Here is a 22,070-nt window from a genome sequence, read left to right as displayed (position 1 = left end):
CCCGCCCGGACCCGAGCGGTGCGTGCCCGCCGCTGCCCAGCCGCGCCCTCGGCCGGAGTGACGTCCGCGTCACCGCCCTCGGTTTCGGCGCCGCGGCCGTCGCCGGTCTCTACCAGGACGTGGGCGAGGAGGAGGCCGCGGCCGCCGTGGACGCCGCCTGGGCGGCGGGCGTCCGCTACTTCGACACCGCCCCGCACTACGGCCTCGGTCTGTCGGAACGCAGACTGGGCGAGGCTCTCAGGGGCAGGCCGCGGGACGGCTTCACCCTGTCCACCAAGGTGGGCCGGGTACTGGTGCCCCACGACGGCGGCGGGGACGACCTCGCCCACGGCTTCGCCGTACCGGCCACCCACCGGCGGCGGTGGGACTTCAGTGCCGACGGGGTGCGCCGCTCGCTGGAGGACAGCCTCACCCGCCTCGGGCTCGACCGCGTCGACCTGGTCCTGCTGCACGATCCCGACGACCACGAGGAGCAGGTGTTCCGGGAGGCCTACCCGGCGTTGGAGGACCTGCGGTCGCAAGGGGTCGTACGGGCGATCGGCGCGGGAATGAACCAGACCCGGATGCTGACGCGCTTCCTCAAGGACACGGACGTCGACGCCGTGCTGTGCGCGGGGCGCTACACCCTCCTGGAACAGGGCGCGTTGGATGCCCTGCTGCCCGCTGCGGAGGCGGCCGGCAAAAGCGTGGTCGTCGGCGGTGTGTTCAACTCCGGCCTGCTGGCCGATCCGTCGCCGGGTGCCACGTACGACTACGCGGCCGCTCCCGCTGACCTCCTGCGCCGGGCCGTGCGGATGCGCGAGGTCACCGAGTCGTGGGGAGTGCCGTTGCGTGCGGCCGCGCTGCGCTTCCCCTTCGGGCATCCGGCGGTCGCCTCCGTCCTCGTCGGGGCGCGGTCGGCCGCCCAGGTGCGGGACGCGACCGGGCTGTTCCACCGGCCCCTGCCCGACGCGGTGTGGGAGGGGTTGCGGACGCGGAACCTGCTGTCCGGTGAGGTACCGGTGCCGGCCGGGAGCGAGTCCTGAGCCTCGTCCGCACGCACCACCACGGTCGGGGCAGCGGGAACCGGTGCGCTGTCAGCCGGGCCCGAGCCGGCCCAGTCGGCGTTCCAGGCTGCGGGCGAGGTGGTCCGCCATCGCCTCGGCCGCGCGTTCGGGCCTGCGGCGCAGGATCGCGCGGACCACGCGCTCGTGCTCCGCGAGGGTCGGGGCGCCTTCGCTCTGGAGACTGCTGAGGCGGAAGATGTGCAGATGGGAGTGGAGCCGCTCCACCGCGTCCGCGAGCAGGGGCCGGCGGGCGGCCTCGGCGATCGCGTCGTGGAAACGCTGGTCCAGGACGGCGAAGTCCCGGTAGGCCGCGTACGGTCCGGCGGGGCCGGGGTGGGCCTGCATGTCCTCCAGGATGGCTTCGACGGCGTCGAGCTGGGACTCGTCGGCGTGGCGGGCGGCCAGGGCGGCGGCTCGCGGTTCCAGGAGCAGCCGCATCTCGAAGAGTTCCTCCACTCCCTGCCGGGTCAGCAGCTCGGTGGCCCGGTAGCCGGACAGGGAGCGCTTGACGACGAGACCGTCGGACTCCAGCCGCGCCAGGGCCTCGCGCACGGGGGTCGGGGAGACGTTGAGCGTGCGGGCCAGGGCCTCGATGCCGACGCGGGCACCGGGAGCGATCTCATGGTCCATGACCATGGCCTTGACGTCCTCGTAGACGCTGTCGGACAGCACCTGCCGGACCGGTGCCGAGGACGGCCCCTTCGCCCCGGCCGCGTCGTCGGAGACGGACGGGTCGTGTGCCGGCATCCGGGTCTCCTCAGTGCGCTGTGCGTTACGGCGGGCGCCAGTTTAACGAGGTGGGGCGGCCGCTTCGAGGTCGGCGACGGTGCCCGACATGATTGTCCGCACCTGCTCGGTGATGAGGTCGGCCGGCCAGTCCCACCAGGCCACCGCGAGCAGCCGGGCGACGTCCTCGTCGCTGTAGCGGGTGCGGATGAGCCGGGCGGGGTTGCCGCCGACGATCCCGTAGTCGGGCACGTCCTGGGTGACGACGGAGCCCGCGCCGATGATCGCCCCGTGTCCGATCCGTACGCCGGGCAGGACCGTCGCGCCGTGGCCGAACCAGACGTCGTTCCCCACAACCGTGTCGCCCCGGTTCGGCAGGCCGGTGAGCAGGTCGAAGTGCTCGGACCAGGAGCCGCCCATGGTGGGGAACGGGAAGGTGGAGGGGCCGTCCATGCGGTGGTTGGCGCCGTTCATGATGAACCGCGTGCCCGTCCCCAGCGCGCAGAACCTGCCGATGACGAGCCTCTCCGGCCCGTAGTGGTAGAGCACGTTGCGCGTCTCGAACGCCGTCGCGTCGTCCGGGTCGTCGTAGTAGGAATACTCCCCCACCTCGATCAGCGGGGAGGTCACCAGCGGCTTGAGGAGCACCACCCTCGGCTGCCCGGGCATCGGATGGAGCGCCGTGGGGTCTGCGGGCACGGACATGTCGGGCTGCTCCTCGGGGTCGGCGTGCGGTGACTCGGCCCCATGATCGCCGCAACATGGCTCGTGGGACACCGGTTTCGGGAGTGTACGTTCGTACGCTTCCGACTGTAGGCTCCGGGCATGACTGTTGACGTACTGCGTCGGCCCGCCCTGGCCGAACGGCGGGCTCGCGTGGCCGTCGCCGTGCTGTTCTTCACCAACGGGGCCCTGTTCGCCAACCTCCTGCCGAGGTATCCGCAGATCAAGGCCGACCTCGGTATCGGCAACGCGGCCTACGGGCTGGCCGTGGCGGCGTTCCCGGCCGGCGCCATCGCGGCCGGTCTCGCGGCCGGGATACTCGTCCGCCGGTTCGGCTCGGCGCGGGTTGCGGTCGGCGGCACGCTGCTGACCGGGGTGGGGATCCTCGCCGCCGGACTGGCGGACTCGGTGGTGCTGTTCGCGGCCGCGCTGTTCCTGGCCGGGGCGGCGGACGCGTTCACCGATGTCGCGCAGAACGCCCACGGCCTGCGGGTGCAGCGCCGTTACGGACGCTCCATCATCAACTCCTTCCACGCCATCTGGTCCATCGGCGCGGTCACCGGCGGGTCCATGGCCGCCGCCGCGATGGCGCTCGACGTCCCGCGGGGCGGGCACCTGCTGTTCTCGGCCGTGGTGTTCGCGGTCGCGGCGTGCGTCGCCCTGCGGTTCTGCCTGCCCGGCCCCGAGACCGAACCGGACGGGGAACCCGACGCCGAGGGCCGGACACCGCGGCAGACGCGGCGCACGGCACCGGGGCCGCGTACGGGCTACGTACTCGCCGCGCTCGTCCTGATCGCCACGGCCGGCACGCTCGTCGAGGACGCGGGCAGTTCCTGGGCCACGCTCTACCTCTCCGACTCGCTGCACGCGTCGGTGGCACTGGCCGCCTCCGGCTATGTCGCCCTGGTCGGGGCACAGTTCGTCGGCCGGCTGATCGGCGACCGGCTCGTGGACCGGTTCGGCCAGCGCGCGGTGGCCCGCTCCGGCGCTCTCGTCGCCGCGGCCGGCATGGGCCTGGCGCTGGCCGTGCCGACGGTGCCCGGGACGATCCTCGGATTCGCGGCGGCCGGGTTCGGAGTGGCGACCCTGGTGCCGGCCGCGATGCACGAGGCGGACGAGCTGCCCGGCCTCAAGCCCGGTTCCGGGCTGACCATCGTCTCCTGGCTCATGCGGCTGGGGTTCCTGCTCTCCCCGCCGATCGTGGGCCTGGTCGCCGATGCGTCGAGCCTGCGGGCGGGGCTGCTGGTGGTGCCGTTCGCCGGGCTCCTCGTGCTCCTGCTCGCCGGAGTGCTGCAGCCCCGGCGACGGTGAATGTACGTTCGTACGCTCCAGGGTACGATCGTGCGCATGCCGACGGACCACTTCGCGCAGGACCCCCGCACGAACCTCGAGCGCATGGAGGCGGGCGACCTCTACATCGCCGACGACCCCGAGATCGCCCGCAGGCAGCAGCAGGCCGTGCGGCTCGCCGCCCGCTACCAGGCCGCGTACGTGGAGGACGCGGAAGCCGCGCGGCCGATCCTCGCGGAACTGCTCGGCTCCTTGGGCGCCGAGGCCCACGTGCGGCCACCGCTGTACGTCGACTACGGCAGCAACATCACGATCGGCGCGCGCACCTTCGTCAACTACAACCTGACCGCGCTGGACGTCGCGGCGATCACCATCGGCGAGGACTGCCAGATCGGGCCGGGTGTCCAACTGCTCACCCCCACGCACCCCCTGGAGGCCGAGCCCCGGCGGGACAAGCTGGAGGCCGCCCGGCCCATCACCATCGGCGACAACGTCTGGCTGGGCGGGGGCGCCGTCGTCCTGCCCGGCGTGACCATCGGCGACAACGCCGTCATCGGCGCCGGAGCGGTCGTCACGAAGGACGTGCCCGCGAACGTCGTGGCCGTCGGCAACCCCGCCCGCCCGGTGCGGAAGGTGTAGGCCTGCTCCCATGGCAACCGGACACACGGATCCGCGGCGGCGTGAACGCATCATCGCCGCCACGCTCGACCTGATCGCCGAGGAGGGCATCGCGCGCGTCTCCCACCGGAGGATCGCGACGCGCGCCGGGGTCCCCCTGGGTTCGATGACGTACCACTTCAGTGGCATCGAAGAGCTGCTGCGGGAGGCGTTCGGCCGCTTCACCGACCACATCGTCGCCGTGTTCGACGCCCACCTCGGCGCGGCGGCCGACCGCGACCAGGCCCGGGCGGCGGTCGCCGACCTCGTACACGAACTGTCCGAGGGGAGCCAGCGGGACCTGGTGCTCACCCAGGAGCTGTACACCCTCGCCGCGCGCCAGCCGGCCTACCGGGAACTCACCCACGAGTGGATGCGCCGCAGTCGCGTCCACCTGGAGAAGCACTTCGACCCGGACACCGCCCGCCAGCTCGACGCCCTCATCGAGGGTCTGACCCTGCACCGCGCGCTGGCCCGTGAACCCCACGGACGGGCCCTCACCGCGGAGGCCATCGCCCGCGTCACGGCCACGGACCGGCGCGTCTCCTAGGGGGTGTCGTTCGGATCAGGCCGACTCCGGGCGACGGTGCCTTGCGACCGGCCCGAGCGGGGTCTGGTGCGTGCAGCTGCAAGGCGGAGGAGGGCGACAGAGCGGAGCCCTGGCAACCGACGACAACGCCGCTGGGGGCACCTCCCACGCCTTTAAGGCAGTGGGGGAGCGCGTGCCAGACCCCGCGACCCCGGCAAGATCCGAACGACACCCCCTGGCCGCCCGTGCGGTACAGGCCTGACCCCTGTGCCGCACGGGCATCCCCTGTGTCAGCAGACGCCGTCGCCCGGCTTGGGGTTGCCCAGGCCGAACAGGGGGCGCAGCTTGAGACCCACCCAGGTCCCGGCGAGCGCGAAGGCACCCCACAGCCAGCCGCTGAGGCTGCCCGAGGCGATGCCCGCCAGATAGGCGCCGATGTTGCAGCCGCCGGCCAGGCGGGCGCCGATGCCCATCAGCACGCCGCCGAGCACCGCCGCGAGCGCCGTGCGCCAGGGGATGCCCCGGTGCAGGGCCCAGGTGCCACCGACCGACGCGGCGACCGCGGCGCCGATCATGATGCCGATGTCGGTGAGGCTGGTCTTGTCGGCGAGCACCGGGCCCGCCAGCATCTCGGCGTTGCCGGGCCGCTGCCACCACGTCCAGTTCTCCGGGTGTCCGCCGAGCGCGCCCACGAGTTCGGAGCCCCACAGGCTGAAGGCGCTCGTGACGCCCCAGGCACCGCCGGAGACCCACAGCACGCCTGCTCCGAGCACGGCCAGCGCGAGGGCACCGGCGGCCGGCGGCCAGGAGCCGCGGACGGCGCGGACCGCCGCACCGCGCGCCGAGGGCACCGCCCCGAGGGGCGGCGGGTTGCGGCGGGCCTGGACGCGCCGCGTGACCAGCACCACCAGCAGCAGCGCGGCGATGGTCACGGCCCAGGAGCCGAACCAGCCGACGTGGTCGGACAGGACGACGGGCTCCCAGGCCGGGAGGTCCTTCCACAGGTCGAACTGCCAGGCGGCGAGCGTGGCGCCCGCGATGAAGCCGCCGAGGGTCAGCACCACCGACCCCTGTCCCGAGCCGACGGCGAAGAGGGTGCCCGAGGCGCAGGCGCCGCCGAGTTGCATGCCGATCGCGAAGAGCGCCGACCCGGCGAACAGACCGACCCCGATGGACCCGGCCGACGGGGCCGGCTGGGAGCCGAACAGCCCGGTGCCCGTGCCGATGAGCAGCGCGAACAGGGTGGCCGTGGTGCCGAGCAGCAAAGTGTGCGCCCGCAGCCCGGCGCCGTTGCCGACGGCGACCAGCTGCCGCCACGCGGAGGTGAAGCCGAACCGGGAGTGGAAGAGGGCGACGCCCAGACCGAGACCGAGCAGCAGCAGCACGCCCGGCTTGGCGCCGTGCGCGGACCACACGTACGCGGTCAGGGCCGCCGCGAGCAGCCCGGACACCGCGAGTGGCGTCCGGCGCACCGGGGGCAGGGGCGGCGCCTCGGGCCGTGCCGAGGAGGTGGGCGAGGGGGCGAACAGGGCGGCGGGCGCGCGCGGCGGCGCGGCCGGGGCCGACCCGGCTGGGGGTGCGGTGGTCACGGAAGATCTCCGGTGTGGTGCACGGGGACGGCGGGCGAGGGCACTGCCGTACCGGCGGCGCGGTTCACGCGGCCGGTACCGGGCTCAGTGGCGACAGAGGCCGTCGTCGACGCACCACGCCGAGTTCGCGAAGAGCGCGAGGCACAGCAGCGGAGCCGATGCATACATGCGTGCGAATATACGGAGTGGGGCGCTCCGGATGCCAGGCCGTCTCGCCATGCGGATGGCGACCTGGACGGCAGGCGAGCCAAGGCCCCGAAGCAGAGGACTGCCTCGGGGCCTCACAGCGAGCGGCGTGGCTACAGCGTGCGCTCCAGACGGTCCGCCACCAGCTTCACGAACCGGGCCGGCTCCTTCGGCCGGCCTCCCTCACCGAGTACCGCCAGGGCGTGCAGCAGTTCGGCGGTCTCGGTCAGTTCCGTCCGGTCCCGCTGTTCCGTGTGCGCCCGGTTCAGGGCCTTCACCAGCTGGTGCTCCGGATTGAGTTCGAGGATCCGCTTGGCGTGCGGCACCTCCTGGCCCATGGCCCGGTACATGTTCTCCAGCGCGGGCGTGAGCTCGTTCGCGTCGGAGACGACGCAGGCCGGGGAGACCGTGAGGCGGGAGGAGAGGCGGACCTCCTTGACGTCCTCGCCCAGGTGCTCCGTCATCCAGCCGAGCAGCCCGGCGTACTCCTCGCTCTGCGCGTCCTTCTCGGCGTCGCTCTTGTCGTCCTCGGTACCACCGAGGTCGATCTCGCCCTTGGCCACCGAACGCAGCGGCTTGCCCTCGTACTCCCCCACCGCGTCGACCCAGACCTCGTCCACGGCGTCGGTCAGCAGCAGCACCTCGACACCCTTGGCCCGGAACGCCTCCATGTGCGGGGAGTCCTCGATGGCCTGCCGGGACTCGCCCGTCATGAAGTAGATGTCGTCCTGGCCGTCCTTCATCCGCTCCACGTAACTCTTCAGCGTGGTCGGCTCGTCGGCGTCGTGCGTGCTCGCGAACGAGCAGGCGGCGAGGATCGCGTCCCGGTTGTCGGAGTCGGTCACCAGGCCTTCCTTCAGGACTGCGCCGAACTCCCGCCAGAAGGTGGCGTAGCGGTCCGGCGCGGACGTCATCAGGTCCTTGACCGTGGCCAGGACCTTCTTGGTCAGGCGGCGCTGGATCATGCGGATGTGGCGGTCCTGCTGGAGGATCTCGCGGGAGACGTTGAGCGAGAGGTCCTGCGCGTCGACGACACCCTTGACGAAGCGGAGGTAGGGCTGCAGCAGTTCCTCGCAGTCGTCCATGATGAAGACGCGCTTCACGTAGAGCTGTACGCCGCGCTGGTAGCCCTGGGTGAACAGGTCGTGCGGGGCGTGCGAGGGCACGAAGAGCAGTGCCTGGTACTCGAAGGTGCCCTCGGCCTGCAGCCGGATCGTCTCCAGCGGTTCGCGCCAGTCGTGCGCGATGTGCTTGTACAGCTCGTGGTACTCGTCGTCGGACACCTCGTCGCGCGGGCGGGCCCACAGTGCCTTCATCGAGTTGAGCGTCTCGGCCTCGCGCGCCTCGGCGCCGTCCTCGGCCGGCTCCGGCAGCAGGCGGATCGGCCACGTGATGAAGTCCGAGTACCGCTTGACGATCTCCTTGATCTTCCACTCGGAGGTGTAGTCGTGGAGCTGGTTCTCGGCGTCCGCGGGCTTGAGGTGGAGGGTGACGGAGGTCCCCCGCGGCGCCTCGGCGACCGTCTCCAGGGTGTACGTGCCCTCGCCGCGCGACGTCCAGCGAGTGCCCTCGGTCTCACCGGCGCGCCGGGTCACCAGGGTGACCTCGTCCGCCACCATGAAGCCCGAGTAGAAGCCGACGCCGAACTGGCCGATGAGCCCGTCGGCCCCGGCGGCGTCCTTGGCCTCGCGCAGCTCCTGAAGGAACTTGGCCGTGCCCGAGTTGGCGATGGTGCCGATGAGGTGCGTGACCTCTTCGTACGACATCCCGATGCCGTTGTCCCGCACGGTGAGGGTGCGGGCCTCCTTGTCGACGTCGAGCTCGATGTGGAGGTCGGTCACGTCGACGTCGGGAGTGTCGTCCCGCAGGGCGGCCAGGCGCAGCTTGTCCAGCGCGTCGGAGGCGTTGGAGACGAGCTCGCGCAGGAAGACATCCTTGTTCGAGTAGACGGAGTGAATCATCAGCTGCAGGAGCTGACGCGCCTCTACCTGGAACTCAAACGTTTCGGTCGTCATGGCTGGTGAGTACCTCACAGGTCCGCGGTCTTCTGCACTGGCGGAAGTCACTCTAGAACAGCCCGGGTTCCCATCGGCGCCGGTCAGCCGTCCTCGAGCACGGCGGCCTCCGCCAGCCAGTCCGTCACGACGGAGTGGCGGTCGGTGCCCGTGCCGAAGAGGCCTTCCGCGTCGAGGCGGGCCATGGCCGTCTCCATCGCCCGCAGTCTCAGGTCGAACTCGGCCTCCCACTCTCCGTCGGGCAGGTCGAAGAGCTCCCCCCGGGCCTCGAAGAGGGGCCGCACCGGCTCCATATGGCGTTCGCCGTAGCCGCAGAACGGGGAGTCGGCGTAGGACCACTTGATGTCCAGCGGCGCGCAGCCCTGGCGTGCCGACTCCTCGGCCAGGGCCTGGACGGACCACGCGGACAGCACCGGCCCGTAGGCCTCGCCGGGGGTGACGAGGGTGCAGTAGTAGAACCGGTGGTCGGGATGGTCGCGGAACAGGTCCAGGAGGGCGGCGCGGGCCGCGCGGTGGACGGCGTCGGCGAGGTCGGTCTCGGTCGGTGGCACGGCATCGGCTCCCGGTGCGCGCGGGGACGGCAAGGGCTCGGTGAGCATAGCGACGGGCACCGACAGCGCTCACGGCAGTCGGCGGACCGGGCGACTTGGCCGGCCGGCCTCCGCGAAGGCGGGCGCAAGAAGTTCCGTCAACAACGTTGACTCAAAGTCAGGGCGCATGCACATTACTTAAAAGTAGAACCGACCGGTAACCAGCGGTCACGCGCTCGCTCGACTCCCCTGCCCGCACCCCGAGAAGAGAGACCACATGCCGAAGCATGCCCTGCGCCGTGTCATGACCGCGTCAGCCGCCCTCGCCGGCACACTGGCTCTCGGTCTCACCGACGCCACCGCGCACGCCACCCCCTCCCTGGACTACGTCGCCCTCGGCGACAGCTACAGCGCCGGCTCGGGCGTCCTGCCCGTCGATCTCACCAACCTGCTCTGCCTGCGCTCCACGGCGAACTACCCGCACGTCATCGCCTCCGCCACGGGCGCCCGCCTCAAGGACGTCACCTGCGGCGCCGCACAGACTTCCCACTTCACCCAGGCGCAGTACCCGGGCGTCGCACCCCAGGTGGATGCGCTCAGCACCGGCACGGACCTGGTCACGCTGACCATCGGCGGCAACGACAACAACACGTTCATCAACGCCATCACGGCGTGCGGCTCCGCCGGGGTCCTCAGCGGCGGGAAGGGCAGCCCCTGCAAGGACAGACACGGCACGTCCTTCGTGGACCAGATCGAGAACAACACCTACCCCGCGCTCAAGGCCGCGCTGCGCACCGTCCGCGACAAGGCTCCCAACGCCCGGGTGGCGGCCCTGGGTTACCCGTGGATCACACCGGCCACCGCCGACCCCTCCTGCTTCGCGAAACTGCCGGTCGCCGCCGGTGACGTGCCCTACCTGCGGGACATCCAGACACGCCTCAACGCCGTCGTCGAGCGGGCCGCCGAGGAGACCGGTGCCACGTACGTGGACTTCTCCCGGGTGTCCGAGGGCCACGACGCCTGCGAGGCCCCCGGAACCCGGTGGATCGAACCGCTGCTCTTCGGACACAGCCTGGTCCCCGTGCACCCCAACGCCCTCGGGGAGCGGCGCATGGCCGAGCACACCATGAGCGCGCTGGGCCTGAGCTGACCCGCACCCCCCCACGTACGCTGGCTCCGTGCCGTCCTCCCGCCTGCGTCGTGTCGCCGTCCTTGTGCTCGAGGGTGCCAAGCCGCTCGATGTCGGTATTCCGGCGCAGGTGTTCACCACGCGCGCGAGCATGCCGTACGAGGTGCGGGTGTGCGGCGCGGCGCCCGGCCTCGTGACCGGCGGTGACGGCCTGTCATACCACGTGGCCCACGGCCTCGACGCGCTGGCCTGGGCCGACGTGGTCTTCCTGCCCGGTTACCGGTCCCCCGACCTCGACGATCCGCCGCGGATCGTCGTCGACGCGCTGACGGCGGCCCACGGACGGGGCGCGCGGCTCGCCGCCATCTCCACGGGCGCCTTCGCGCTCGCCGCCACGGGCCTGCTCGACGGCAGGCGCGCCACGACGCACTGGCACTACACGCGGGCGCTCGCGGCGAAGCACCCTCTCGTGCGGGTCGACGAGAACGTGCTGTTCGTGGACGAGGGCAGCGTGCTGACGTCCGCCGGCGCCGCCTCGGGCATCGACCTGTGCCTGCACATCCTGCGCGGCGACCTCGGGGTGGCCGCGTCGAACCACGCCGCCCGGCGCCTCGTCGCCGCCCCCTACCGCAGCGGCGGTCAGGCCCAGTACGTGCCGCGCAGCGTGCCGGAGCCGCTGGGCGAGCGGTTCGCCGCCACCCGCGAGTGGGCGCTGCGCCGGCTCGGCGAACCACTGACCCTGGAGGCCCTCGCCCGGCACGCGGCGGTGTCGGCGCGCACGTTCTCCCGACGCTTCGTCGACGACACGGGGTACACGCCGATGCAGTGGGTCATGCGCGCCCGTATCGACATGGCCCGTGAGCTGCTCGAACGCTCGGAGCGCAGCGTCGAGCAGATCGCCGCCGACGTCGGCCTCGGCACCGGTGCGAATCTCCGGCTGCACTTCCAGCGCATCCTCGGCACCACGCCGAGCGAGTACCGGCGCACCTTCGCCCAGGGCGACTAGCCCGCCACCGCCGCCTCCCGCGCTTGGCGCGATCCTTGCGAACCGTGGCACTCACGCCGCTGCCGTCGGCGGACGCCGCGCGGGAGTCTGGTGGCGGACCGCACGGCGAACCCGAAGGGACACCACTCATGACTCGCATCGGCATCAACGGTTTCGGCCGCATCGGACGCAACGTGCTGCGCGCCCTGCTCGAACGCGACAGCAAGCTCGAGGTCGCCGCCGTGAACGACCTCACGGAGCCCGCCACCCTCGCACGGCTGCTGGCCTACGACTCGACGGCAGGCCGGCTCGGCCGCCCGGTGACCGTCGACGGCGACACCCTCGTCGTCGACGGCCACCGCATCAAGGTGCTCGCCGAGCGCGAGCCGGCTCGGCTGCCCTGGGCCGAGCTCGGCGTCGAACTCGTCCTGGAGGCCACCGGCCGCTTCACCTCGGCCGGCGCCGCCCGCGCCCACCTCACCGCGGGCGCGAGGAAGGTCCTGGTCAGCGCGCCGTCGGACGGCGCCGACGTCACTCTCGCGTACGGCGTGAACACCGACGCGTACGACCCGGCCGCGCACACGATCGTCTCGAACGCGTCCTGCACGACCAACGCGCTCGCGCCGTTGGCCGCGGTCCTCGACGAGCTCGCCGGTATCGAACACGGCTTCATGACGACGGTGCACGCCTACACGCAGGAGCAGAACCTCCAGGACGGTCCGCACCGCGACCCCCGCCGCGCCCGCGCCGCCGGGGTCAACATCGTGCCGACCACGACGGGCGCCGCCAAGGCGATCGGCCTGGTGCTGCCGAATCTGGACGGCAAGCTGTCGGGCGACTCGATCCGGGTGCCGGTGCCGGTGGGTTCGATCGTCGAACTGAACACGACTGTCGCCCGTGACGTGACGCGGGACGACGTGCTGGCCGCCTACCGCGCCGCCGCGGAGGGGCCCCTCGCGGGCGTGCTGGAGTACTCGGACGACCCGCTGGTCTCCTCGGACATCACGGGCAACCCGGCCTCGTCGATCTTCGACTCGGCCCTGACCCGTGTCGACGGCCGCCACGTCAAGGTGGTCGCCTGGTACGACAACGAGTGGGGCTTCTCGAACCGGGTGATCGACACGCTCGGACTGCTCGCCACACGCTGAAAGCATGGCCGGTGCGACATCACGGGGGCTCGCACGTCACAATGGTGCGATGAGCAATTCCAAGGTTTACTTCGACATCGACATCGACGGCCAGGATGCGGGCCGCATCGTCTTCGAGCTCTTCGAGGACGTCACCCCCAAGACCGCCAAGAACTTCCTCGAGCTGGCCACCGGCGAGCACGGCTTCGGCTACGCGGGTTCCCCGTTCCACCGCGTGATCCCGCAGTTCATGCTCCAGGGCGGTGACTTCACCGAGGGCAACGGCACCGGCGGCAGGAGCATCTACGGCGAGAAGTTCGCGGACGAGAACTTCCAGCTGAAGCACACCGAGCCCTACCTGCTCTCCATGGCCAACGCGGGCCCGAACACCAACGGCTCGCAGTTCTTCGTCACCACCGTCCCCACCCCCTGGCTGGACGGCAAGCACGTCGTCTTCGGCAAGGTCGTCGAGGGCACGAAGGTGGTCGACAAGATCGAGGGCTACGGCTCCTCCCCGTCCGGCCGCACCTCCGCGAAGATCGCGGTGCGGGCCTCCGGCAAGCTCGAGGGCTGATCGGCCGCACCAGGACCTGAACCGAAGGGGGCCCACCGCACACCGTGCGGTGGACCCCTTGCCGTCCCGTCTGGTGAGGGGCGCCAGGTGGTGCGACGCTGGGGTGGAGAAGCATCCGAGCGAGGCAACCCGGGAGGGCCGATGGGACGGGACGTCCCGGCGCTGGTCTTCACCCGCGAGGACCGCCGCCGGTACCGGAGCAAGATGCAGGAGTGCCTCGAGGCCTTCGCACAGATGCTGCGCGAGTCACGGTTCGAGACCGAGCGGCCCCAGGTGGGGCTGGAGATCGAGCTGAACCTGGTCGACGACGAGGCCGAGCCGGCGATGTGCAACAGCGACGCGCTCGAAGCGATCGCGGACCCCGCCTGGGCCACCGAGCTGGGCCGGTTCAACCTGGAGATCAACATCCCGCCCCGCCGGCTGACGGCGGGCGGCCCCGACTCCTGGGAGACCGAGATCCGCGCCGCCCTGAACCACGCGGAGGACCGCGCCAAGTCGATCGGCGCGCATCTGATCATGGTCGGCACCCTGCCCACGCTGCGCGAGACGGACGTGGGCGAGGCCGCCCTGTCGGAGAACCCGCGCTACCGGCTGCTCAACGACCAGGTCTTCGCCGCCCGGGGCGAGGACCTGCACATCGAGGTGGACGGCGTCGACCGCCTGCGGACCTACGCGGACACGATCATGCCGGAGGCCGCCTGCACCAGCACGCAGTTCCACCTCCAGGTGTCCCCCGACGAGTTCGCCGACTACTGGAACGCGGCCCAGGCGATCGCCGGGGTCCAGGTCGCCCTCGCGGCCAACTCGCCCTTCCTGCTCGGCAAGGAACTCTGGCACGAGAGCCGTATCCCGCTGTTCGAGCAGGCCACCGACACCCGGCCGCAGGAGATCAAGGCGCAGGGCGTACGGCCCCGGGTGTGGTTCGGGGAGCGGTGGATCAACAGCGTCTTCGACCTCTTCGAGGAGAACCTGCGCTATTTCCCGGCACTGCTGCCGCTGTGCGACGAGCAGAACCCGGTGGAGACGCTGGACCGGGGTGACATCCCCGACCTGGGCGAGCTCACCCTCCACAACGGCACCATCTACCGCTGGAACCGGCCCGTCTACGCCGTCGCCCACGACAAACCGCACGTCCGGGTGGAGAACCGCGTGCTGCCCGCCGGCCCGACCGTCGCCGACACCCTCGCCAACGGCGCCTTCTACTACGGGCTCACCCGCGCTCTGGTGGAGGAGGAGCGGCCGGTGTGGTCGCGGATGTCCTTCTCGGTCGCCGAGGACAACCTGCACACCGCGGCCCGGCACGGCATCGAGGCACAGTTGTACTGGCCGGGCGTGGGCGAGGTGACCGTGCCCGAACTCGTCCTGCGGCGGCTGCTGCCGCTGGCGCACCGGGGACTGGAGCTCTCCGGCATGGACGCGGCCTGGCGGGAGCCGCTGCTCGGCATCATCGAGCAGCGGTGCGTCACCGGGCGCAATGGCGCGGTCTGGCAGAAGGAGATGTTCCACCACATCGACGCCTCCGTCCATCCGGGCCGCCACGAGGCGCTGCGCCGGATGACACAGCAGTACATGGACTACATGCATCTCAACGCCCCGGTCCACACCTGGCCGGTCGACTGAGGGCCGGCGCCCCGCGCGGCACGCGCCCAGGACCAGGGAGGCGGCAGACGATGTGCCGATGGCTTGCCTACTCGGGAACGCCCGTGCTGCTGGAGACCATCCTCTACCAACCGCAGCACTCACTGATCGACCAGAGTCTGCACGCCCGGATGGGCGTCGAGACGACGAACGGGGACGGGTTCGGCGTCGGATGGTTCGGGCCGGAGATGACGACGCCCGCGATCGTCCGGGAGATCGGTCCGGCGTGGAGCAACCGCAATCTGCGGGAGATCGCGAGCCATGTCCGCTCACCCCTGTTCTTCGCGCACATCCGGGCCTCGACGGGCAGTGCGGTGCAGCAGACCAACTGCCACCCGTTTCGCCACGGCCGCTGGATGTGGATGCACAACGGCGCGATCGCCGAGTTCCACCGCGTCCGGCGCGACCTCGCCCTGGCCGTCGATCCGCGGCTCTTCACGCACATCGAGGGTTCGACGGACTCGGAGATGATGTTCTTCCTGGCCCTCACGTTCGGCCTGGAGGACGACCCTCCGACGGCCGTGGCGCGGATGGCGGGGCTGGTGGAGGAGGTCGGACACCGGCACGACGTGGAGTACCCGATGCAGATGACGGTCGCCGTGACCGACGGGCTGCGGCTGTGGGCCTTCCGCTACTCCAGCCAGGGGGAGTCACGGTCGCTCTACTACAGCTCGCGTGTGGAGAGCCTGCGGGCCCTCCAGCCCGACCTGCCGTTCCTCCGGGAGGCGTCCGACGAGACCCGCCTCATCGTCTCGGAACCCCTGGGTGATCTGCCCGGTGTCTGGAACAAGGTGCCCGAGAGCAGTTACGGCGTCGTCCAGCCGGAGGGCGATGCCATGCTGCCCTTCGCCCCGCAGCCCGCCCGGCCCCATTGACACGGGTTGACACGGGCGCGAGGAGATCACACAATCGGTGCCATGACCACATACCGGTTCGGCACCACGGCGGAGTGTCCCCGCGTGCCCGAGCGAACCGGCTGTGAGCGCTCCGGCCGATAACGGCCGTCTTCGAACCGAGGTCCCGACGCGTCCCGCGTCGTGAGCCGATCGGTGTTCCTTCCGGCGAACAGTCCGGAACACCTTCTTTTCCCGGGCCCGTCCGGCGATGACGTCGTACCGCCATGGCCCGGCCCGCCCGTACCGCCGCACAAGGGGAGGACTCCCATGACCGTCACTGCTGCCGGCCCGATCACCAGTCTGCGAGAAGCACGCGTTCCGGAGGACGGAATGTACGAGGGCCGGCGTGTGCTGCGCCGACTGCCCGCAGGATGGGAGGAACGGCCCTACGAACTCTTCGAGGTCGTTCCGCAGGCGCGCACGATCGGCGCCGAGATCAGAGGCGTCGACCTCTCGCGCCCGCTCGACTCCGCGCTGCGCGAGGAGCTGAACCGCGCCCTGCTGGAGTGGAAGGTGCTGTTCTTCCGCGCCCAGCACCTCACCTCCGACCGGCAGCGCCGCTTCGCGGGCCACTGGGGCGAGTTGGAGACCAACCCCCTGCTCGCCGCCGGCTCCAGCGAGGACGTCGTCCGCTTCGACAAGGCCGACGGGGCCACCCCGACGTACGAGAACGTCTGGCACACCGACGTCACGTTCCGCGAGCGGCCGGCGCTCGGCGCCGTCCTCCAGTTGCGCGAGGTCCCGCCGTTCGGCGGGGACACCATGTGGGCGGACATGGCGGCCGCCTACGACAACCTCCCGCAGGAGGTGAAGGACCGCATCGACGGTGCTCGCGCCGTGCACGACTTCATCCCCGGCTTCGCGAGGTTCTACGGTCCCGAGCGGCTGATCCCCCACCAGGACCTCTTCCCGCCCGTGGAGCACCCCGTCGTGCGCACCCACCCCGAGACCGGACGGCGCATGCTGTTCGTCAACACCTCCTTCACCACCCACATCACCGGCATGGACCGGGACGAGAGCGACCGGCTGCTGCGCTTCCTCTTCCAGCAGGCGCACGTTCCCGAGTACCAGGTGCGCTTCCGCTGGCAGCCCGGCGACATCGCCTTCTGGGACAACCGCGCCACGCAGCACTACGCCGTGGGCGACTACGGCTCCGACCGCCGCGTCGCCGAACGCGTCGCCATCGAGGGCGACCGTCCCTTCTGACCCCGCGCGACCGGGGCCCGCTACTTGGGATCCTGCTCCTCGATCGCGGCCGGGCGCAGTTGCGCGGCACGGATGCGTGAGACGTCGAGTTTCAGGCCGCGGTCGAAGCGGTAGATGCCGTTCTGCTCCTGGAAGACGTCGGTCAACTGGGTGTAGCAGTAGCCGAACATGTCGCGGTCGCCCAGCAGCACCCCGGTCAGGCCGCTGAACCGTTCGTGGAACTCGTCCTCGTTACGGACCCGTTCCCCGTAGCCCCAGGACTCGGTGCGGTCCTCTCCGGAGCGGTCCGCTGCCGCCTCCGGGTCCCACCAGATGCCGCCGAACTCGCTGACGAAGTACGGCTGGCCGCGGTAGGGCTGTGAGTAGGGGGCGCCGTTGTCGTAGGCGTTGACGAAGGGGGCGTCCTTGGCGAGGCCCGACATCAGCTGGCGGAAGGCCGCCGGGTCCTGTTCGTAGTTGTGGGAGTCGTAGATGTCGGTCTCGGCGACCCGGTGGGCGTAGCCGGAGGCGTCGATGACGGGTCGGGTGGTGTCCATGGCCTTGGTGGCCAGGAACATCGCCCGGGTGACGGCGTCGAGCTGGGTGATGCGGTCGTGCAGCTTCTGGTAGGTCTCGTTGAGCGGGCACCAGCCGATGATCGAGGGGTGCGAGTAGTCCCGTTCGAGGGCTTCCAGCCACTGGCCGACGTAGGAGGCGTCGGGCTGCTGGTTGTCGCCGGAGGAGCCGCCCGTCTCGCAGCCCCAGTCGCCGAACTCGCCCCAGACCAGGTAGCCGAGGCGGTCGGCGTGGTACAGGAAGCGCTCCTCGAAGACCTTCTGGTGCAGCCGGGCTCCGTTGAAGCCGGCCTCCATGGCCAGCTCGATGTCCCGGACCAGTGCCTCGTCGGTCGGGGCGGTCATCAGCCCGTCCGGGTACCAGCCCTGGTCGAGGACGAGGCGCTGGAAGAGCGGGCGCCCGTTGAGGGTGACGGCCTTGCCGCGCAGGCCCACGGCGCGCAGCCCGGCGTAGCTCTCCGCGCTGTCGACGACCTGTCCGGCGTCGTCGAGGATCTCGAAGCGCAGGTCGTACAGGTGCGGGTCGTCGGGGCTCCACTCCCGTCGCCGGTCCTCCGGCACCGGCAGGTGGAGGCGCGGGGCGAGGTCCAGGTCGGCGCGGGCCTCGGCGCGGCTCACCTCGCCGTCGGCGTCGCCGAGGACGGCGCGTACCCGGTGGCCGGGCCGGTTGCCGGACAGGGGCAGTTCGAGGTGGAAGGCCGAGCCGGCCAGGTCGGGGGTGATCCGGGGGCGGCGCAGGTGGAGGTCGGGGACGGGCTCCAGCCAGACGGTCTGCCAGATGCCGGTCACCCGGGTGTAGTTGCAGTCGTGGTTGGCGTACCGCACGGCCTGCTTGCCGCGCGCCTGCGGACCGGACCTGGGGTCGCGGGCCCGGACGGTGACGACGACCTCCTCCCCCGCCCCGGCGATGTCGCCGAGGTCGGCGGTGAAGGGGGTGAAGCCGCCGCGGTGCCGGGCGACCTCCTTGCCGTCGGCCCACACGGTGGTGTCGTAGTCGACGGCACCGAAGTGCAGCAGTACGCGGCGTCCGGCCCAGGCCGCCGGCAGGGTGAGGGCGCGCCGGTACCAGACGGCCTCCAGGAAGTCGGTGTCCCCGATGCCGGACAGCTCGGACTCGGGCGGGAAGGGGACGAGGATCTCGTCCCGCAGCTCGCGGTCGAGGAGGCCTCGTTCGAGTCCGCTGTCGCCTCGGTCGGTCTCGAACTGCCAGGCGCCGTTCAGGTTGAGCCAGTCGCGGCGCACGAACTGCGGTCGCGGGTACTCCGGGCGCGGTGCGGAGTGAGTGGGCACACATGCTCCAGTCGATCGGTGGGCCGGCGCGGGAGCGCCGGGCCCGTGTGTACGGCTGTGGGGTGTGGTTCAGGAACCGCCGAGGCCGGTGGTGGCGACGGAGTTGACGATGCGGCGCTGGAAGAGGAGGAAGACCACGATCAGCGGCAGCGCGGCCAGCAGGGCGGAGGCCATGGACTGCGCGTACTGGATGCCGTAGGCGTCCTTCACGGTGGCCAGGCCCACCGGGAGGGTCATCAGGTCCGGGTCGTTGGTGACGATGAACGGCCACATGAAGTTGTTCCACGCCCCGATGAAGACGAAGATCGCCACCGCGGCCACGATCGGCCGCGAGAGCGGCAGCACGATCGACCGGAAGACCCGGAACTCGGAGGCCCCGTCGATCCGGGCCGCCTCCTCCAGCTCCTTGGGGATGCCGTCGAAGAACCGCTTGAGGATGAACACCATCATCGGCGCGACGACCTGGGGCAGGATGACCGCCGCGTAGGTGTCGACCAGGTTGAACAGGAGCATCTGCTCGAACAGCGGCACGACGAGCAGCTGCGGCGGGATCATGATGGCGGCGACGGTGACGGCGAGCAGCGCCCGGCGGCCGCGGAACGTGCCGCGCGAGAAGCCGTACGCCGCGAGGGTGGAGACCACCACCGTGATCAGCGTGACGAGTGCGGCGATGAAGAAGCTGTTGAAAGCCCAGACGGTGACGTTCCCGCGTTCCAGGATCTGCTGGTACGCGTCGATGGTGAAGGCGCCCTTGAACGGCGAGAGGCCGGGGGTGGAGACGTCCTCCTCGCTCTGCGCCGAGGTGGTGATCGCCCACGCGAACGGCACCAGCCAGACGACCGCCAGGACGGCCAGCGCCGTCCCGGCCAGGACGCGGGGCAGCCGGCCGTGGCCGAGGAGCAGTGGGGAACCGGACGCTTCGCGAGGTGGACGGCGCCGCGTGCGGACGGTGGTGGCGGTTGCGGACACGGTCAGTCCTCCTGGCGGAAGAGGCGGAGCTGCACGAGCGAGACGACGATGACGAGCGCGAAGAAGAGGTAGGAGATGGCGGAGGCGTAGCCGAGCCGGTAGCCGGTGAAGCCGACGTCGTAGACGTACTCGAGGACGGGGCGGGTGGAGCCGTTGGGGCCGCCCTTGGTGAGGATGTAGATCTGGTCGAACACCTTGAGCGACGCGAGGATCTGGAGCATGGCCACCAGTGCGGTGGTCCGGCGCAGTTGCGGCAGCGTGATCGACCACAGGCGCCGCCACGCCCCGGCGCCGTCGAGTGCCGCCGCCTCGTCGAAGGTCGAGGGCAGGGACTGGAGCGCGGCGAGGTAGAGCAGGAAGTTGAAGCCGACCGTCCACCAGACGGTGAGGGCGGCGACGGACCACATGGCGACGGACTCGTCGGACAGCCAGCCGACGGAGTCGAAGCCGAGCGTGGTGAGGAGCTGGTTGCCGAGCCCCAGTTCCGGTTGGTAGAGCCAGGTCCAGATGAGGGTCACCACTGTCACGGGCAGCAGGTAGGGGGCGAAGAACGCCAGTCGCCACGCCCACTGCCCGGCGAGCCCGCTGTGCACCAGCAGCGCCATCGCCAGCGCGACCAGCACCAGCGGCACGCTGGAGATGACGGTGAAGAAGACCGTGTTGCCGAGGCTGCTCCAGACGTCCGGGTCGCCGAACGCCTCGCTGTAGTTGTCGAAGCCGACGAAGCTCGTGTCGCGCAGGGCGAGCGAGGTGTCGGTGAAGCTCATCCACAGCCCTTGCACGATGGGCCACACCATGAAGAGGCCGAAGACGAGCAGGAACGGCAGGACGAAGACGAACCCGGTGCTCGGGGTGGTGCGTATGCGGCGCAGGGCGGCTCGGCCGCGGCCGCCGGTGCGCACGGCGGGCGGGTCGGTCTGCGCCTCGGCGCCGAGAGGTGCGGTGGTGGTCACGTCGGTCACTCCTTCTGCTGGTCAGGCCACCGGGTTGGGCTGCCGCAGCAGCGCGTCCGCCTCGCGGACCATCTGACGCACCGCCTTCTCGGCGGACGTGTTGCCCAGCAGCGCCGACTGGAGCGGCTGACACATCCGGTTCTGGAAGTTCGAACCGGCGCCGACGAACCAGTTGGGCGGGTCGAGCACCGCCACCTTCGCGGCGTCCGCGTAGGAGGACTGCGGGTCGAGGGCCGCGTACTCCGGTTCCGCGAGCACGGGCTGATAGGCGGGGATGTGACCGGCGCTCGCCCAGGTGAGGCTCTGCTTGAGGATCTCCGCGACATACCGGTGGGCCTCGCGTCGCCGCGCCGGGTCGGGGTTCTCCTGGTGCGGGAGGACGAAGCTGTGGCTGTCGGTGTAGACGGCCGGCTTCTCGAAGACCTGGGGGAAGGGGGCGGCCCCCAGGGGGATGCCGGACTGCTTCAGTGTCGGCAGCTCCCACTCCCCGAGCATGGCCATGCCGCCGCGGCCGCCGGTGAAGGCGGCCACCGAGCCGTAGTAGTCCAGGTTGTTGGGGTTGGTCCGGCCGTCGAAGAGCTGCTTCATGAACGTCACGACGCGTACGGCGGCGTCGATGTCGATCTCCGGGGGTCCCCCGTCCGGCAGGGTGAACTCGGCACCGGTCTGCGCGTAGAGGCCGGCGAACAGCCGCCAGTTCTGTGCCGTGTCGGTGACGTGGCCGAAGAGGATGCCCGACTCCCCGGTCGCCTCGGCGAGGGCCTTGCCCGCGTCCAGCAGCGCCTCGGGCGAGCCCATCGGAGCCAGTTCCCCCGAGGAGTCCAGGAGACCGGCGGTGTCCGCGGCCTCCTTGTCGTAGAAGACGATGAACGGGTGGACGTCGAGCGGGATCGCGTAGACCGTTCCATCGTGCTGCGTGCGCGCCCAGACGGCCGGCGTGAAGTCCTTCCGCGTGACCCCGAACTCGGCGAGCAGGTCCAGGTCGAAGGCGTCCACCAGGCCGCCGGGCGCGTAGCCCGCCAGCCGGGACAGATGCATGGCGGCCACGTCGGAGGCCCGGCCGCCGGCGGCGGACATGGCGAGTTTGGTGTAGTAGGACGGGCCCCAGTCCAGGATCGTGCGGTCGACCTCGAAGCCCTCGGCCCCCGCGGCCCCCTTGGAGACGGCCTCGATCATGTCGTCCATCAGCATCCCGTCGCCGCCCTGGAACAGGTCCCAGACGCTCAGCGCGGAAGCGCCCGAGGCGGAGGCCGGTGAGGCGCAGCCGGAGAGCGGGCCCGCGGCGAGCAGGGCTCCCGTTCCGGCCATGGTGTGACGCAGGAGCCGACGGCGGCTGAGGCGGCGTACCGGGTCGGACGCGGCCGGCACCCCCCGGGCAGGCAAACGGGAACTCATCGCGGACCTTTCGACGGCCGGACGCTGATGCGGTGGCTAGTTTTTACATCGATGTACATGGGC

General features: G+C 71.1%; 20 protein-coding genes. 11 read left to right on the top strand and 9 right to left on the bottom strand.

Annotated features, from left to right (window positions below; all coding sequences use genetic code 11):
* Positions 1 to 32 precede the first annotated feature (32 nt).
* On the top strand, positions 33 to 1,025 hold the full coding sequence (locus RI578_RS36905; RefSeq protein WP_399063256.1) for an aldo/keto reductase: 993 nt from the start codon (positions 33 to 35) through the stop codon (positions 1,023 to 1,025).
* A gap of 51 nt (positions 1,026 to 1,076) precedes the next feature.
* On the opposite strand, the gene RI578_RS36900 is transcribed toward RI578_RS36905, so the two are convergent.
* Positions 1,077 to 1,793 carry a GntR family transcriptional regulator gene (locus RI578_RS36900; protein WP_310875148.1) on the bottom strand — a complete coding sequence of 239 codons (717 nt, stop codon included), beginning with the start codon at positions 1,791 to 1,793 and terminating at the stop codon, positions 1,077 to 1,079.
* A 42-nt stretch (positions 1,794 to 1,835) separates the two neighbouring features.
* Positions 1,836 to 2,477: a CatB-related O-acetyltransferase gene (locus tag RI578_RS36895; RefSeq protein ID WP_310875147.1), complete on the bottom strand. Its 642-nt coding sequence runs from the start codon at positions 2,475 to 2,477 to the stop codon at positions 1,836 to 1,838.
* A 120-nt stretch (positions 2,478 to 2,597) separates the two neighbouring features.
* Here RI578_RS36895 and RI578_RS36890 point away from each other — a divergent pair, with 120 nt between their 5' ends.
* From RI578_RS36890 to RI578_RS36880, 3 genes are read left to right on the top strand one after another with little or no spacing between them, the layout of a single operon-like run.
* Positions 2,598 to 3,806: an MFS transporter gene (locus tag RI578_RS36890; RefSeq protein WP_310875146.1), complete on the top strand. Its 1,209-nt coding sequence runs from the start codon at positions 2,598 to 2,600 to the stop codon at positions 3,804 to 3,806.
* Between the two features lie 36 nt (positions 3,807 to 3,842).
* Positions 3,843 to 4,424, top strand: coding sequence for a sugar O-acetyltransferase (locus tag RI578_RS36885; protein WP_310875145.1), 582 nt, complete (start codon positions 3,843 to 3,845; stop codon positions 4,422 to 4,424).
* A 10-nt stretch (positions 4,425 to 4,434) separates the two neighbouring features.
* Positions 4,435 to 4,992, top strand: a complete 558-nt coding sequence (locus RI578_RS36880; RefSeq protein WP_310875144.1) for a TetR family transcriptional regulator — start codon at positions 4,435 to 4,437, stop codon at positions 4,990 to 4,992.
* A gap of 269 nt (positions 4,993 to 5,261) precedes the next feature.
* On the opposite strand, the gene RI578_RS36875 is transcribed toward RI578_RS36880, so the two are convergent.
* The 3 genes from RI578_RS36875 to RI578_RS36865 form a co-directional block, all read right to left on the bottom strand.
* The gene (locus RI578_RS36875) at positions 5,262 to 6,560 is read right to left on the bottom strand and encodes a YeeE/YedE family protein (RefSeq protein WP_310875143.1); all 1,299 of its coding nucleotides are present in this window, start codon (positions 6,558 to 6,560) and stop codon (positions 5,262 to 5,264) included.
* Positions 6,561 to 6,859: 299 nt separating this feature from the next.
* A complete protein-coding gene (gene htpG, locus RI578_RS36870; RefSeq protein ID WP_310875142.1) occupies positions 6,860 to 8,761 on the bottom strand; it encodes a molecular chaperone HtpG in 1,902 nt (633 codons plus the stop codon).
* An 83-nt stretch (positions 8,762 to 8,844) separates the two neighbouring features.
* The gene (locus RI578_RS36865; RefSeq protein WP_310875141.1) at positions 8,845 to 9,312 is read right to left on the bottom strand and encodes a DUF4303 domain-containing protein; all 468 of its coding nucleotides are present in this window, start codon (positions 9,310 to 9,312) and stop codon (positions 8,845 to 8,847) included.
* Positions 9,313 to 9,568: 256 nt separating this feature from the next.
* Here RI578_RS36865 and RI578_RS36860 point away from each other — a divergent pair, with 256 nt between their 5' ends.
* From RI578_RS36860 to RI578_RS36830, 7 genes are all read left to right on the top strand, one after another.
* Entirely contained in the window at positions 9,569 to 10,441 is an 873-nt protein-coding gene (locus RI578_RS36860; RefSeq protein WP_310875140.1) for an SGNH/GDSL hydrolase family protein, read from the top strand.
* Positions 10,442 to 10,469: 28 nt separating this feature from the next.
* On the top strand, positions 10,470 to 11,426 hold the full coding sequence (locus RI578_RS36855) for a helix-turn-helix domain-containing protein (protein WP_310875139.1): 957 nt from the start codon (positions 10,470 to 10,472) through the stop codon (positions 11,424 to 11,426).
* Between the two features lie 128 nt (positions 11,427 to 11,554).
* Positions 11,555 to 12,553 carry a type I glyceraldehyde-3-phosphate dehydrogenase gene (gap, locus tag RI578_RS36850; RefSeq protein ID WP_310875138.1) on the top strand — a complete coding sequence of 333 codons (999 nt, stop codon included), beginning with the start codon at positions 11,555 to 11,557 and terminating at the stop codon, positions 12,551 to 12,553.
* Between the two features lie 49 nt (positions 12,554 to 12,602).
* On the top strand, positions 12,603 to 13,106 hold the full coding sequence (locus RI578_RS36845; protein ID WP_310875137.1) for a peptidylprolyl isomerase: 504 nt from the start codon (positions 12,603 to 12,605) through the stop codon (positions 13,104 to 13,106).
* 141 nt (positions 13,107 to 13,247) lie between these two features.
* Positions 13,248 to 14,726: a glutamate-cysteine ligase family protein gene (locus RI578_RS36840; RefSeq protein ID WP_310875136.1), complete on the top strand. Its 1,479-nt coding sequence runs from the start codon at positions 13,248 to 13,250 to the stop codon at positions 14,724 to 14,726.
* 50 nt (positions 14,727 to 14,776) lie between these two features.
* The gene (locus tag RI578_RS36835) at positions 14,777 to 15,619 is read left to right on the top strand and encodes a class II glutamine amidotransferase (RefSeq protein WP_310875135.1); all 843 of its coding nucleotides are present in this window, start codon (positions 14,777 to 14,779) and stop codon (positions 15,617 to 15,619) included.
* A 288-nt stretch (positions 15,620 to 15,907) separates the two neighbouring features.
* Positions 15,908 to 16,846, top strand: coding sequence for a TauD/TfdA family dioxygenase (locus RI578_RS36830; protein WP_310875134.1), 939 nt, complete (start codon positions 15,908 to 15,910; stop codon positions 16,844 to 16,846).
* 20 nt (positions 16,847 to 16,866) lie between these two features.
* On the opposite strand, the gene RI578_RS36825 is transcribed toward RI578_RS36830, so the two are convergent.
* The 4 genes from RI578_RS36825 to RI578_RS36810 all read right to left on the bottom strand — a co-directional run bounded on the left by RI578_RS36825 (position 16,867) and on the right by RI578_RS36810 (position 22,007).
* Positions 16,867 to 18,690 (bottom strand): sugar-binding domain-containing protein, encoded by a 1,824-nt coding sequence (locus RI578_RS36825; RefSeq protein ID WP_310875133.1) that lies wholly within the window; start codon positions 18,688 to 18,690, stop codon positions 16,867 to 16,869.
* Between the two features lie 69 nt (positions 18,691 to 18,759).
* The gene (locus RI578_RS36820; RefSeq protein ID WP_310875132.1) at positions 18,760 to 19,659 is read right to left on the bottom strand and encodes a carbohydrate ABC transporter permease; all 900 of its coding nucleotides are present in this window, start codon (positions 19,657 to 19,659) and stop codon (positions 18,760 to 18,762) included.
* Positions 19,660 to 19,661: 2 nt separating this feature from the next.
* Complete coding sequence (locus RI578_RS36815; RefSeq protein WP_310875131.1) at positions 19,662 to 20,612, bottom strand: sugar ABC transporter permease; 951 nt, start codon at positions 20,610 to 20,612, stop codon at positions 19,662 to 19,664.
* Positions 20,613 to 20,633: 21 nt separating this feature from the next.
* Positions 20,634 to 22,007 (bottom strand): extracellular solute-binding protein, encoded by a 1,374-nt coding sequence (locus RI578_RS36810; RefSeq protein WP_310875130.1) that lies wholly within the window; start codon positions 22,005 to 22,007, stop codon positions 20,634 to 20,636.
* Positions 22,008 to 22,070: the final 63 nt, after the last annotated feature.

It is taken from the genome of Streptomyces sp. BB1-1-1, from assembly GCF_031597775.1.
Classification (GTDB): Bacteria; Actinomycetota; Actinomycetes; order Streptomycetales; family Streptomycetaceae; genus Streptomyces; species Streptomyces thinghirensis.
The sequence above is the reverse complement of the archived record's forward strand: the minus strand, read 5'-3'. Positions and strand labels throughout refer to the sequence as shown.

Bases quoted from the DNA above. Each gene is read 5' to 3' on its own strand.
- RI578_RS36860 (WP_310875140.1), top strand. From the start codon at position 9,569: ATGCCGAAGCATGCCCTGCGCCGTGTCATGACCGCGTCAGCCGCCCTC.
- RI578_RS36830 (WP_310875134.1), top strand. From the start codon at position 15,908: ATGACCGTCACTGCTGCCGGCCCGATCACCAGTCTGCGAGAAGCACGC.
- gap (WP_310875138.1), top strand. From the start codon at position 11,555: ATGACTCGCATCGGCATCAACGGTTTCGGCCGCATCGGACGCAACGTG.
- RI578_RS36885 (WP_310875145.1), top strand. From the start codon at position 3,843: ATGCCGACGGACCACTTCGCGCAGGACCCCCGCACGAACCTCGAGCGC.
- RI578_RS36895 (WP_310875147.1), bottom strand. From the start codon at position 2,477: ATGTCCGTGCCCGCAGACCCCACGGCGCTCCATCCGATGCCCGGGCAG.
- RI578_RS36835 (WP_310875135.1), top strand. From the start codon at position 14,777: ATGTGCCGATGGCTTGCCTACTCGGGAACGCCCGTGCTGCTGGAGACC.
- RI578_RS36845 (WP_310875137.1), top strand. From the start codon at position 12,603: ATGAGCAATTCCAAGGTTTACTTCGACATCGACATCGACGGCCAGGAT.
- RI578_RS36900 (WP_310875148.1), bottom strand. From the start codon at position 1,793: ATGCCGGCACACGACCCGTCCGTCTCCGACGACGCGGCCGGGGCGAAG.
- htpG (WP_310875142.1), bottom strand. From the start codon at position 8,761: ATGACGACCGAAACGTTTGAGTTCCAGGTAGAGGCGCGTCAGCTCCTG.
- RI578_RS36840 (WP_310875136.1), top strand. From the start codon at position 13,248: ATGGGACGGGACGTCCCGGCGCTGGTCTTCACCCGCGAGGACCGCCGC.
- RI578_RS36810 (WP_310875130.1), bottom strand. From the start codon at position 22,007: ATGAGTTCCCGTTTGCCTGCCCGGGGGGTGCCGGCCGCGTCCGACCCG.
- RI578_RS36890 (WP_310875146.1), top strand. From the start codon at position 2,598: ATGACTGTTGACGTACTGCGTCGGCCCGCCCTGGCCGAACGGCGGGCT.
- RI578_RS36880 (WP_310875144.1), top strand. From the start codon at position 4,435: ATGGCAACCGGACACACGGATCCGCGGCGGCGTGAACGCATCATCGCC.